Source organism: Limnohabitans sp. T6-5 (assembly GCF_003063315.1).
GTDB lineage: Bacteria > Pseudomonadota > Gammaproteobacteria > Burkholderiales > Burkholderiaceae_C > Limnohabitans_A.
Window position 1 is genome coordinate 252,813 of sequence record NZ_NERV01000001.1, and the last position, 15,109, is coordinate 267,921.

Here is a 15,109-nt window from a genome sequence, read left to right on the forward strand (position 1 = left end):
CTCAGGCCTGCGTCGGGGCTGAAGACACCGACTTACCCCAACCGCAAAGGTTCAGGCGGAAACTCCGACCTGCAAAACATCTGCAGGTCGGCCACCGACTCGGCTTCATCATGAGGTGATTGTCAGGTCTCCACTCGTCAGGTTGATACCACCCACAGTTTGCACGCCGACCAGTTGGACGACAACATCGGTGGTTGCAACAGTGCCATCCGAAACGTAAAGGTAGTAGTCACCGGCACCGTTCACCTTGAACAGAGCAAACTCACCCACCGAATCAGTTGCCGCCACAAATCGCGCATTAATCTTGGCCACAGCATCGGCCAAGGTCAGGCCTGTGCCTGTTGCAAACGTGGCCAAACCGGTTGTTGCGTTGATGGATGCCTCTGCGGCAGTCGCAGCCAGAGCCGATCCACCCACCACCAAACTGGAAGCGTAATCAATCACGTCACCCGTGCCAGCAGCGCCTTTGAGGTAATCGGTGATCACATCAAAACCAGAGCTGGTACCCGCGTCGCCCGCCGCAAAGCCAAACCGATCAGAACCTGCACCGCCGGTCAGCGTGTCTGCGCCAAGCCCGCCCTTCAAGGTGTCATTGCCTGCGCCGCCATCGAGCCAATTGGCAGCCGTGTTGCCGGTGAGGGCGTTGTTCAGTGCATTGCCTGTGCCGTTGATCACGCTGGTACCGGTCAGCGTCAGGTTTTCCACAAACGAGCCCAAGGTATAGGCCAATGAGCTGCTGACCGTATCGTTACCGCCCGCGTCAATCGAGCCGTTGAACAAGGTGGTTTCGGAAACCAAATCTCCAATGTTGTCCACCACATAATTGTCGTTGCCCGCACCACCCACCAGCGTGTCAGCGCCTGCACCACCGTTGAGCCAGTCATTGCCTGCCCCGCCATCCAGCCAGTTGGCAGCGGTATTGCCAGTCATAGAGTTGTTCAGTGCATTGCCCGTGCCGTTGATCAAAGAGCTGCCTGTCAGCGTCAGGTTTTCCACATAATTGCCCAGTGTGTAAGTCAATGCGCTGTTGACCAGATCTGTGCCGCCCGCATCCACCGTGCCATTGAGCAAAGTGGCTTCAGACACCACATCACCGGCGTGGTCGACCACATAGGTGTCGTTGCCCGCACCGCCCACCATCGTGTCAGCGCCTGTACCTCCGTTCAAGGTGTCATTGCCTGCGCCGCCATCGAGCCAATTGGCAGCTGTGTTGCCGGTGATGGCGTTGTTCAAGGCATTGCCCGTGCCGTTAATCGTATCGCTGCCGGTCAGCATCAGGTTGTCCAGGTTGTTGCCCAATGTGTAGCTCACAGCGCTGTTGACCAAATCCATCCCGCTGGCATCCACCGTGCCATTGAGCAATGTGGCCTCGATCACCAGATCACCCAAGTTGTCGACCACATAGGTGTCGTTGCCCGCACCACCGATCAACGTGTCAGCACCCAGGCTACCGTCCAGAATGTTGGCCGCAGCATTGCCCGTGATCAGGTTGTTCAGCGCATTGCCCTTTCCATTGATCGCCACGGTGTCCGTCAACAGCAGGTTTTCAACAAACCCGCTCAAGGTATAAGTCACTGAACTGTTGACCTGATCCACTCCACCGGCATCCACCGTGCCATTGAGCAATGTGCTCTCAGAAACCACGTCATTCAGGTTATCCACCACATAGAGGTCGTCACCGGCGCCACCAGACAAAGTGTCCGCTCCTGCGCCACCGTTCAAACTGTTGGCTGCCGCATTGCCTGAGATCAGGTTGTTCAATGCATTACCTGTGCCGTTGATGGCCGAGTTGCCGGTCAGACTCAGGTTCTCGACAAACGCGCCCAGCGCATAGCTCACCGAACTGTTGACCTGGTCCACGCCGCCTGCATCCACCGTGCCGTTGAGCAAAGTCGCCTCAGACACCTGATCAGCCGCATCATCGACCACATAGGTGTCATTGCCAGCACCGCCCATGAGCGTATCTGCCCCCAGGCCACCGTCGAGCAAGTTGGCAGCCGTATTGCCCGCAATGACGTTGTTCAATGCATTGCCCGTTGCATTGATGGCTGATGCGCCGGTCAAACTCAGCCTCTCAACAAAGTTGCCCAAGACATAGTTCACGGAACTGTTGACCTGATCCACACCACCAGCATCCACGCTGCCATTGAGCGATGTGCTCTCGGACACCATGTCGGAGGCATCGTCGACCACATAGGTGTCGTTGCCCGCGCCGCCGATGAGCGTGTCGGCACCCATTCCACCGTCGAGAGTGTTGTCAGCCGCATTGCCCGACAACACGTTGTTCAGTGCATTGCCCGTCGCATGGATGGCTGCGCCCCCGGTCAGTGAAAGGTTCTCTACAAAAGCACTCAGCGTGTAGCTCACGGAGCTGTTGATCCTATCTTGCCCGCCTGCATCGATGGAGCCGTTGAGCAGGGTGCTCTCCGACACCAGATCGGCCGCATCATCGACCACATACACGTCATCACCCGCGCCACCGGCCAGGGTGTCTGCGCCCAAGCCACCGTCCAGCGTGTTGGCTGCAGCATTACCGGTGATCAAGTTGTTCAGACCATTGCCTGAACCATTGATGGCCGAGGTGCCCGTCAGGCTCAGGTTCTCAACAAACGCGCCCAGCGCATAGCTCACAGAACTGTTGACCTGGTCCACACCGCCTGCATCCACCGTGCCGTTGAGCAAGTTGGCCTCAGACACCCAATCGGCTGCATCGTCGACCACATAGGTGTCATTGCCTGCACCGCCGCTGAGTGTGTCCACGCCCAGACCACCATCGAGCGTGTTGGCTGCGGCATTGCCTGTGATCAGATTGTTCAGTGCATTGCCGCTTGCATTGATGGCTGAGCCCCCCGTCAGATTCAAGTTCTCGACAAATGCACCCAATGCATAACTCACCGAACTGTTCACCACGTCCGTGCCACCGGCATCAATGCTGCCATTGAGCAGCGTGCTCTCAGACACCACATCAGCCGCGTTGTCCACCACATAGCTGTCATTGCCAGCGCCACCGATCAGCGTATCGGCACCCAGGCCACCGTCCAATACGTTGTCGCCAGCATTACCGGTGATGGTATTGCTCAAGCCATTGCCCGTGCCATTGATGGACGTGCTGCCCGTCAAAGTGAGTTTTTCGAGATAGCTGCCCAGGGTGTAGCTCAAAGAACTGCTGACCAGATCGGTACCCCCCGCATCAATGCTGCCGTTGAGCATAGTGGTCTCTGACACCACATCAGCGGCGTTGTCCACCACATAACTGTCGTTGCCTGCACCACCAACCAGGGTGTCTGCCCCGGCACCACCATTCAAGACGTCATTGCCCGCATCACCGTCGAGCCAGTTGGCCGCCGCGTTGCCCGTGATCGCGTTGTTCGAAGCATTGCCTGTACCGTTGATGGCCGAAGTGCCCGTCAGGGTCAGATTCTCCACAAACGTGCTCAGGGTGTAGCTCACAGAGCTGTTGACCCCATCGGTGCCACCTGCGTCAATGCTGCCGTTGAGCAGGGTGGTTTCCGAGACCACATCCGCCGTGCTGTCCACCACATAAGTGTCGTTGCCAGCCCCTCCTGCCAAAGTGTCATCGCCAGCGCCACCACTGAGGATATTGGCTGCTGAATTGCCGACGATCAGGTTGTTCAGTGCATTGCCTGTGCCGTTGATCGCGCTGCTACCCGTCAAGCTCAGGTTTTCGACAAAAGAACCCAAGGTGTAGCTCACCGAACTGATGACCCCATCCACACCGCTTGCATCCACCGTGCCATTGAGCGCCGTCGCCTCTGACACCACATCAGCTGCGTTGTCCACCACATAAGTGTCGTTGCCAGCACCGCCGCTCAGGGTGTCTGCCCCGGCACCACCGTCGATCGTGTCGTCGCCATCGCGCCCCACCAACTGGTTGTTGATGGCGCTGCCCGTGATGACATCGTTGAAATCCGAGCCCTCTGCGTTTTCGATGTTTTTCAGGGTGTCTGTACCGCCCAAGCCCAAAACATTGTTGGCACCACCCCAGCCATCCACGGCCAGACCGGTCGTCAAATTGATGTTCACACCTGCAGGGTCGCCACTGGAAAAGACCCAGTCATTGCCCGCACCACCATCCAGAATGTCGCTGCCACCATCGCCGCGCAGCCAGTTGTCCCCACTGTTGCCCACGATGGTGTCGTTGGAACGCGTGCCGGAAATACCTTCAATGTTGATCAAGGTATCCACACCGCCTTTTTTGTCCGCAAGGGTGCTGGCCAACGTGACATTGACGCCCCCCATGCTCAAGGGCGTATCGACAAAGGTCACGATGTCAATGCCTGCCCCGCCGTCGATCGTGTCGTTACCGGCAAAGCCCGTGTAGAACTGCCGCACATTGACATCGTCGCTGCCACGCAGATAGTCGTTGTAGTTCGAGCCCTGGATGTTTTCAATGTTGATGAGCGTATCCACGCCGCCCATGCCATCCATAGCGGTACCACCGGCCACCGTCACCAAGCCCGTCAAGCCGGTCACTTTGGCCGTTGCCCCATTGACCACCAGTGCCGTGGCGCTCAAGTTCACAATGACGCCCGCTGTCGACTGCCAATAACGGACATTGTCCGAATTGGTGCCGCCATCCAGCGTGTCATTGCCTGCACCACCATCGAGCACATCGCGGTCATTGCTGCCCACAATCCAGTCATTGCCACTGCCACCGTACACCTGGTCAATGTCAATCAGGGTGTCCGTGCCGCCCATGCCATCTTGCGCTACGCCCGTGGCCAGGTTCACGGTCACTGCCGCCGTGCTGGTGCTGTAGTCGGCACGGTCACTGCTGGCATACGACCCCCCGGTATTGGCGTTGTTGCCGTTGAGCGTGTCATTGCCCGCATTGCCGCGCAGCAGCTCAAAAAAGAAACCACTTGCATCGCGGCTTTGACTGCCCCCGCTGATCACATCATGGCCTGCGCCGCCCACGACGCCGTCCACATTGACCAGCACATCCGTGCTGCCCCATCCATCACTGACGATGCCCGTTCCCAGGTTCGCACTCACAGCTTGCGCACCGGTGTTGGAAGAATAGTCGGCGATGGTGAAGAAGTCGCCCGCATCCCCCTGGATCGTGTCATTGCCGCCATTGCCCCTGAACACCTCCGTGATGCGATTGCCTTGTGCATCGGTGGTGTGCGAGACGTCGCCACCGATGAAAACATCATTGCCCGCAGTGCCCCAAACCCGCTCAATGCTGATCAGCTTGACGCTACCCTGCGTGCTGGTCGCCATGCCTGTGGCCAGGTTCACGGTCACAGCAGGTGTTGTGGGCGTTGAGCTGGGATAGATCAGGGTGTCATCACCGGCACCACCGTTGATGGTGTCATTGCCAATGCTGTTGCTGGCGTAGCCCGTGTTGAAGACATCGTTGCCGTCACCCCCCACCAAAGAATCATTGCCACCCAGTCCGTAAAAATTATCAGCCCCAGCTGTTCCCGTCAGCGTGTTCGCGCCGTCGTCGTTGATCACAAAAGCCGAGTTGTCTCCCACCAGCAAAACGCTGCCATTGGAGAAAGCCAAATTCTTGTTGGTCAGCGACTTGATGTCGGTGTTCAAGGTGATGCTTTTGCCACCACCGACCAGAGTCACTGCAGTCGGGCTGTTCCATGTCAGGTAAAAACTGCTGGCGCTCAATCCGTTGTTGTCAATCAGCAATCGATCAGTCAATGGGTTGAAGGCCAGGCTGCTGCCATGGCTCAGGGTCGACCAATTGGTGCTGCTGGTGGCTAAAGAGGCATCCAGCACCGTGACCTTGGCGGTCGCGCCGGCCACGCTGGCGGACATGACTTCCGAGCCCTCGGTGGCAAAGTCAGCAGCCAGGTTCACCGTGAAGCTGGCCTTGCCGTTACTGCCCACGACCGCTGTACCCGTCAACTGCCCACCCACCACGTCTGCTGCCGACACGCCCGCAAGCGCATAAGACACAGTCTGTCCCGCTGTCAAATCCGTGGTGGTCACGGTGAACACCACCGAAGATCCTTCGTTCACAGAAGTTCCGGAAGCGGCGATGCTGTAGCCCGTCACCACTGCTGCGGTTGACAAGCTGGTTTTGCTCTCCACCGTGCCAAAGCCGTCGGTGTAGGTGGCCGTGACAGAAATCTTCTGCCCGACCTGTGCCGATAAGGGCTTGAACGTATTGCCCGTAGCCCCCGCAATGGCCACACCATTGGCTTTCCATTGATAGGAGACCGCGCCCATACCGTCTGCATCGGCCAAGGTGTTGTTGGCCGTGAGCACCAAACCCTGCTTGGCCGTGCCAGAAATCGTCACGCTGCCTGTGGGCGCATCATTGACGTTGGCCACCAACGCCGTCTCTGCACTGGTGAAACTGACCAAGTTCTCGTGGCCGTCTGTGTAAGTCGCATTCAGGCTGATGTGTTTGTTCACCAACGCCTGCGTCAATACCAGAGTGTCTGTGGTTTGACCGCCAATGGCCTGACCATCGGCCAACCATTGCAAGCTCACAGGCCCCATGCCGTCATCATCTTGCAAGGCCTCCAAAGCATGCAAAGCTTGCCCTTGCATGGCCACGCCCGTGATGGTCAAGCTGCCTTCCGTGGGTGAATCCTGGGGCAAAATTTCGGTGGTGGCTTCACTGGCAATGACCTCTTCGGTATCGCCATCATCCAGATAGTTGACCTCAACGCTGATGCGCTGACCCACATAGTCCTCGGTCAAGTCCAGCGTGGCCTGGGTGGCCTCTTCAATCAACTCGCCATTGGCATACCACTGATAGCCAAACTCCCCTTCTGGTGGCAGGCCATCTGCATCACTCAAGCCCGACAGATCGACCGACAAGGTTTGAGAGGCCCAGGCATTGCCAACGATGCTCACACCCCCTGCCGGCGCGTCGTTCAGGTTCAACACAGGCGCTGTTGAAGCGCTGAACATGGACTCTGCCTTGCCAAAACCATCGGTGTAGCTGGCGCGCACAAACAGGTGTTGCCCCACCTGATCTTGCGTCGGTGTAAACACATCGGCCGTGGCACCGGCAATGGCCCCCTGGTCCGAATACCACTGGTAGCTCACCTGACCCAGCCCATCCAGGTCGGCCAGGTTGTGCGTGACCGTCAGAGTCTGTCCTTGCTGCACCAGCCCATTGACCGTGACGCTGCCGGTGGGCAGATCATTGATGTTCAGAACCTTGGTGGTGGATGTGCTCGTCACCAATTCACGATGCCCATTGCCATCGGTGTAGCTGGCCGTCACGCTGATGGTTTTACCCACCTGATCCTGGCCCAATTTGAACGTGCTGCCTGTTGCACCCTGAACGGCTTGGCCATTGGCTTGCCATTGATAGCTCACCGACCCCATGCCGTCGGCATCGGCCAAAGTGTTGGATGCCGTGAGGGTCTTGCCCTGCGTGGCGATGCCTGTGACTTTGACCACGCCCGTCGGCAACACATTGGGAGCAAAGCTGACAGTCTTGTCCGCAAAAATGATGTTTTCAATGCGCGTGAGCGTGTCTGTGCCTTCATTGCCCACATTGGCCTTGACCGTGGTGATGCCTGCTGCAGACGTGCTGATGGTGTAGTCGGCAAAGTTGCCTGTGAACACTGCTGTGTCCACACCCGCACCACCATCGATGCTGTCGTCACCCCCATTGCCTTGCAGCACGTTGTTGCCCGCAGTGCCTGTCAATTGGTCGTTGTAGACCGAGCCCACCACGTTTTCGATGTTGCTGAGCAAGTCATGGCCTGCTGCACCCGTGGCCTGTCCGGTGGACAGGTCGACGGTGACCGCGCCCTCCACGTTGTTGTATTCAGCCCAGTCGTTACCGCCACCACCGTCAAGGGTGTCGTCGCCCAAACGGCCGTCCAGGCGGTTGTCTTGTGCATTGCCAATGATCACGTCGTTCAGGTCCGAGCCTTCCACGCCCTCGATGTTGATCAGCGTGTCCACCGTGCCAAAACCGTCTTGTGCCTGACCAGTGGCCAGGTTGACCACCACGCCAGATGTGGGCGACTTGTAGCCATAAGCCACCTCGTCGTAGCCACCACGCCCGTCAATGGTGTCATTGCCTTTACCACCAGCAAAACTTTCCTGTGTGGTGTTGTCATCCCGGCCCAGCATCACATCGTCAAAGTTGCTGCCCCCCACGTACTCGATGTTGATCAGCGTGTCCGTGCCGCCCATGCCGTCTTGCACCTGGCCTTCACTCAGACCCATATCCACCGAGATCCCTTTCAGGGCGTCCCAATAGTAGGCTTCGTCCCATCCGCCCATTCCATCAATGGTGTCGTTGCCCGCACCACCAATGAAGCCTTCGATAGACAAGTCCCCCATGGTGCGACCCGCGCCCCCGCCGATCAAATGATCGGCCAGTGCCGAGCCCGCCACCTGGTACACACCGCTGAAGGTGTCTTCACCCACAATCTGTGCCAATTCGCCCGTGCGATTGGCTGGGTCCAATGCCCAGGCCTTGCCTGTGCCCAAGTTGACTTCGACGCCCTCGCTGGCGTCGTAATAGGCAATGCGTGTGGCTCCGTTGCCCAAGATGGTGTCATTGCCGCCCTTGCCCTCGAATTCGTTCCAGGCGCCATTGCTGCCCGCATTGGCCGACGTGCTGGAGAAACCGCGAGCATCGTACAAGTCATCGTATTGCGTGCCGCGAATGCGCTCAATCGAGCGCAAGGTGTCCACGCCAATGTTGTCTGTTACCCAGGTGCCACTGGCGTTGACGATGTAATTGACTGTGGGATAGTTGTTGCCACCCACCACGCCCACTGAAGAACTCGCAAGCAAAGCGTCCTTATCGACCCCCATGCCCCAGGCCAGACCCTGCGCCAATTTGACTTTCACACCCAGATTCGAACCCAGGTATTCCGCACGGTCTATGCCCGATCCGCCGTCGATGTAGTCATCGCCACCACGGCCACGGAATGATTCATAGTCGTCATAGGCGCCACCGAACAGCGTGTCTGCAAAATCAGTGCCTCGCACATTGTCAACGCCTGACAGGATCTTGACCCCCAGAGATTGTCCATTGACACTCAAATGGCTCATGTCCAGTGTTTTGCTGCTGCCTTCGCCCGGCAAACGCAACCTGATACCTTGGCCGGTGGCGCTCATCATGTTGAAGCCAGACTGCACGCTCACCACTGTGTTGCCATTCCCGATGACTGTGTCGTTGCCAAATGTCAAACCCACGTAGTTGTAGCTGGCACCCAACAAATGGTTTTCTGTCATGCCACTGAAGTCAAACACGTCATCGAAGCGCGTGTCGCCAAAAGAGCTGATGCGCTCCAGGGTGTCCATGCCGGCTTGCTGGCTACCCGATGCGCCATAGCTCACCGTTCCCTTGAAACCGGTGTAGGTCAATTGAACGCCGGTCTGTGACCAGTTGTAGTTGAGCCAGGGTGAAGTCACCCAGGGCGTGTTGACCTGCTGCTCCAAAATGAATTGGTCGCTGCCGCCGAAACCCAACAGGTTGACCGCGTGCTGATCGCCTGCAGCTTCGTCATTGCCCGACAAATTCCCCAGCGAGCCGATCACCCGGTCTGACTGCCGGGTGGTGCGCACCTCTTCGATGCCACGCAGCGTGTCTGTACCGATGTCTGCACCTGCCAGACCTGTGACGGTCATGTCTGACAAATTCAGCTGCACACCGCCTGTGCTCACATTGGTGTAATTGGCGGTGTCGTAATCGTTGTAATCAAAGGTCTTGCCCTCCAACTTCCAGGTCAGGTTGCGCTGCTCGCCACCGACCAACAGATCATCGCCGGGGCCGCCAACCAAGGTGTCGTTGCCTTCAAAACCCATCATGTAGTCGTTACCTGATGTTCCAGTCAAAGAGTCATTGCCACCTGGCAACCCTCGGTCACCGATCACCACATTGAATGCCTGAATACCGTCTGAACTGCCATAAGCTGGCAATTGAATATTGACAGAAGCGGAATCATTTTCACCAACGAAGACAACGGACTTAATGCTTTGAAGCATATCGACCCCTTGAAAACCAGGCTGTGACGAATCCCGGAGATCCGTCACGATCCAATTTTGAGGTCCTGTTGAATTGGCCGAAATTTGGAAAACATCAGCGCCGCCAACATTGAGCAACCAACCTTGGGCTCCGTCCGAAACCACGTTCCAATTAGTAGATGTCAATCCTGCCAATTTGGTGAATACAGCCACATCGGAAAAGTCGTGCCCCATCAACACATCATTTCCAGTGCCGCCAATCATCACGGCATATCCATTGCCGCTCACTACAGTGTCATCCCCGCCGTTACCCATCGCAAAATTCCAGCGATTGAGTGTCATCACATCGCCAAAATCACTGCCTTCGACTTCCTGAATGTTACGAAGCACATCTTGTCCGCCTTGACCATCTGAGGCCAAGCCCGTGATCAGGTTGATCACCACGCCGCTGGTGGCGTCGGTGTATCGCACCATGTTGTGCTGGGTGTGCTCACCTCCATCGACGAGGTCATTGCCTGCACCCGGCATGATTTTGTCGGACCCACTCATGCCATAAATGGTGTCGTCACCCGATGTGCCCACCAGCAAATCGTTGCCACTGCCGCCCACGATCAAGCTAGCCACAACGCTGACAGTCTTGTCCGCAAAAGTGATGTTTTCAATGCGCGTGAGCGTGTCTGTGCCTTCATTGCCCACATTGGCCTTGACCGTGGTGATGCCTGCTGCAGACGTGCTGATGGTGTAGTCGGCAAAGTTGCCTGTGAACACTGCTGTATCCACACCCGCACCACCATCGATGCTGTCGTCACCCCCATTGCCTTGCAGCACGTTGTTGCCCGCATTGCCTGTCAATTGGTCGTTGTAGACCGAGCCCAACACGTTTTCGATGTTGCTGAGCAAGTCATGGCCTGCTGCACCCGTGGCCTGTCCGGTGGACAGGTCGACGGTGACCGCGCCCTCCACGTTGTTGTATTCAGCCCAGTCGTTACCGCCACCACCGTCAAGGGTGTCGTCGCCCAAACGGCCGTCCAGGCGGTTGTCTTGTGCATTGCCAATGATCACGTCGTTCAGGTCCGAGCCTTCCACGCCCTCGATGTTGATCAGCGTGTCCACCGTGCCAAAACCGTCTTGTGCCTGACCAGTGGCCAGGTTGACCACCACGCCAGATGTGGGCGACTTGTAGCCATAAGCCACCTCGTCGTAGCCACCACGCCCGTCAATGGTGTCATTGCCTTTACCACCAGCAAAACTTTCCTGTGTGGTGTTGTCATCCCGGCCCAGCATCACATCGTCAAAGTTGCTGCCCCCCACGTACTCGATGTTGATCAGCGTGTCCGTGCCGCCCATGCCGTCTTGCACCTGGCCTGCACTCAGCCCCATGTCCACCGAGATGCCTTGCAAGGCGTCCCAATAGTAGGCTTCGTCCCATCCGTCCATGCCATCAATGGTGTCGTTGCCTGCGCCACCGATGAAGCCTTCTATGGACAAGTCCCCCAAGGTGCGACCCGCGCCCCCGCCGATCAAATGATCGGCCAATGCCGAGCCTGCCACCTGGTACACACCGCTGAAGGTGTCTTCGCCCACAATTTGTGCCAATTCGCCCGTGCGATTGGCTGGGTCCAGTGCCCAGGCCTTGCCTGTGCCCAAGTTGACTTCGACGCCCTCGCTGGCGTCGTAATAGGCAATGCGTGTGGCGCCGTTGCCCAGGATGGTGTCATTGCCACCCTTGCCCTCGAATTCGTTCCAGGCGCCATTGCTGCCCGCATTGGCCGACGTGCTGGAGAAACCGCGAGCATCGTAAAAGTCATCGTATTGCGTGCCGCGAATGCGCTCAATCGAGCGCAAGGTGTCCACGCCAATGTTGTCTGTTACCCAGGTGCCACTGGCGTTGATGGTGGAGTTGCCCGTCGGGTAGCTGCCGCCTGCAACTGCAACGCCCGTGGCCAGACTGGCAGGGGAAGCCGACGCATCCAGCACCATGGCCGAAGCCTGGCCCTGCGCCATGTTCACTTTGACGCCCAGATTCGAGCCCAGATATTCCGCACGGTCGATGCCCGCGCCGCCGTCGATGTAATCGTTGCCGCCACGGCCACGGAAACCTTCAAAATCATCGTAAGCACCGCCGACCAAGGTGTCCGCAAAGTCCGTCGCACGCAATTGGTCAACACCTGACAGCGTCTTGATCCCCAGCGATTGGCCGTTGATGCTCAGGTGACTCATGTCCACCGTCACGCTGTTGCCAGCCCCGGGTAAACGCACCACGATCCCCTGGCCTGTGGTGCTCATCATGTTGAAGCCAGACTGAACGCTGACCACCGTGTTGCCATTGCCCATGACCTTGTCATTGCCAAAGGTCAAACCAACGTAGTTGTAACTTGTGCCCAACAAGTGGTTTTCTGTCATGCCACTGAAGTCAAACACGTCATCGAAACGCGTGTCGCCAAAAGAGCTGATGCGCTCCAGGGTGTCCATGCCGGCTTGCTGGCTACCCGATGCGCCATAGCTCACCGTTCCCTTGAAACCGGTGTAGGTCAATTGAACGCCGGTCTGTGACCAGTTGTAGTTGAGCCAAGGTGAATTCACCCAGGGCGTGTTGACCTGCTGCTCCAAAATGAATTGGTCGCTGCCGCCGAAACCCAACAGGTTGACCGCGTGCTGATCGCCTGCAGCTTCGTCATTGCCCGACAAATTCCCCAGCGAGCCGATCACCCGGTCTGACTGCCGGGTGGTGCGCACCTCTTCGATGCCACGCAGCGTGTCTGTACCGATGTCTGCACCTGCCAGACCTGTGACGGTCATGTCTGACAGATTCATCTGCACACCGCCTGTGCTCACATTGGTGTAATTGGCGGTGTCGTAATCGTTGTAATCAAAGGTCTTGCCCTCCGTCTTCCAGGTCAAGTTGCGCTGCTCGCCACCGACCAGCATGTCATCTCCGGGGCCGCCAACCAAGGTGGCGTTGCCTTCAAAACCCAGCAGGTAGTCGTTGCCGGATGTGCCGGTCAGCGAATCGTTGCCGCCGGGTAATTCCGTGTTGCCGATGGATGCGTTGAAGACTTGAATGCTGTCGTTGCTGCCATGGGCTGGCAACTGGATGTTGATGGCAGCGGTACTATCATCAGGACCAATAAAAAACAATGATTTGATATTTTGAAGGGTATCTACTCCTTGATGTGTGGGCAAGGATGAATCTCTCAGATCCGTCACCGTCCAGTCATGTGGCCCAGAGGTTTTGGGCGTGATGTGTGAAGTCGCCACACCATCAATTTTGAGCACCCACCCCTCAGCGTCATCCGAATCCATGCGCCAATTGCTCGAAGTCATTCCTGGCACACCGATCACAGCCATGTCCGTCAAATCATGGCCGATCAACTGATCGTTATCCCCGCCACCGAACATGACCGCGTAACCCTTAGCGCTGACCAGCGTATCGTCACCATCCCCTGCAATCGCTATATTCCAGCGATTGAGAGTGATCACATCACTGTATTCACTGCCTTCTACTTCTTGAATGTTGCGCAGCACATCCTGGCCACCTTGACCATCTGCAGCTGTACCCGCGACCAGGTTCACCACCACCCCGCTGGTGGCATCCCTGTAGTCCACGCCATTGTGATGAGAGCGTTCGCCACCATCGACCAGGTCATTGCCCGCACCCGGGCGGATGAAATCTGATCCTCCCATGCCATAAATGGTGTCGTCACCTGCAAGACCGAACAAGTCGTCATCCCCAGAGGTGCCCATCAAAAAGTCATTGCCTGCTGTACCAGTCAAGGACAAGACTACCGGCTCCGTGCCACTGACATTCAATGCAAAATATCTCTGGATCGGCTGACCGCTGGCACCCATACCGTTCAGCACCAGCTGCTCAACACCCACTAAACGGTCGATGCCCTGGTGATTCGCATTGATCCCATTGCTCAAATCGGTCACGGTCCATTCCGTCGTGCCATGACTTACCTGTGCACTGATGGAGATCAAGTCCGTAATCCCGCTGCGCAGAGTCCAGGCGTTTGTTCCAGTGTTGACAACGGTGATGGCATCAATGGTCATGCCGCCACCGTAGTTGTAGTAAGCAGCATTGTCATCGCCGGAACTGCCACCATAAATCGTGTCATTACCAGCGCCCCCTGTGATCCAGGAGCCCTGGGCGCCCCCGTAAATGACATCATCTCCCCCGCCGGCCGTGACCCATCCACCACCGTTGTCGCTTGTGGTGATGGTGTCATTGCCTTGCGTGCCATGCGCTGCTTCGACATCGATCAGAGCGTCGTTACCAATTTCTGAACCACTTGCAAAGCCATCCTTCAAGTTGATGACTGCGCCAGTATTGAAATTTGAGTACGAGACCACATCAGTTTCATCGCCGCCATCCATGATGTCATTGCCAGCATCGCCCTGGAGCCAGTCCTGACCAGAGCCCCCGTGCAAACTGTCGTTTCCATCACCACCCGACAACTTGTCATTGCCAGCACCTCCCAAAATTTTGTCATCGCCCGCCATGCCGTTGATCGTGTCATCACCAAAACTGCCTTGCAAGCTGTCGGATGCCCCCGTCCCTGCGATGTTCAAGCCCGGCGAAGCCATCACGCTGGTGCTGGCGGTGTAGGCCGCCAAAGATGAAGTGGACAAAGGCACGGCTGTCGCCGTTTGGGCGCTGCTCAACACCTGGCCGAAGCCCATGCTGGCGGTGTCCGTCTCGGTTCCACCCAGTTGACTCAACACGGGTGCCCAATCCGCCACAGGCAATGTAGATTGCCATGTCACGCGACCGACTTGAACTTCGGTTTTGGCGGGGTCCAGGCTGGGGATGAAAGCAGCCCAGGAAAACGCATTACTGCCCAGCCCTTGGCTGTAAATTTTGCCCCCCGATGTGCTGACCACATCGAGCGTCAAATTGGCGCTGTTTTCATGGATGCGAAAACCCAATGATTGACCCGATGCAATCGTGTAATCCGCCGTGTACGTGAAGTACAGGTCATAACTTGCGGTGGTACTTGTCAGGCTGACATTGCGGATAACCAGTTGTGCGGTCATGGTGAGGCCTTGAGGGTAAGAGCAAGCCCATGACACAACATCAGCTACACCATGGGCATATTTATTGATTTAATCATAATAACGCCAAAATTACCCATCAAATACGAAAACTATCAGGAATTTTCTAAGTAGTTACCGC

At 57.2% G+C, this 15,109-nt stretch carries 1 protein-coding gene; it reads right to left on the reverse strand.

The window, feature by feature from the left end; genetic code table 11:
* Positions 1-108: 108 nt before the first annotated feature.
* Entirely contained in the window at positions 109-14,970 is a 14,862-nt protein-coding gene (locus tag B9Z51_RS00985; RefSeq protein ID WP_108371052.1) for an S-layer family protein, read from the reverse strand.
* Between the last annotated feature and the right edge of the window lie 139 nt (positions 14,971-15,109).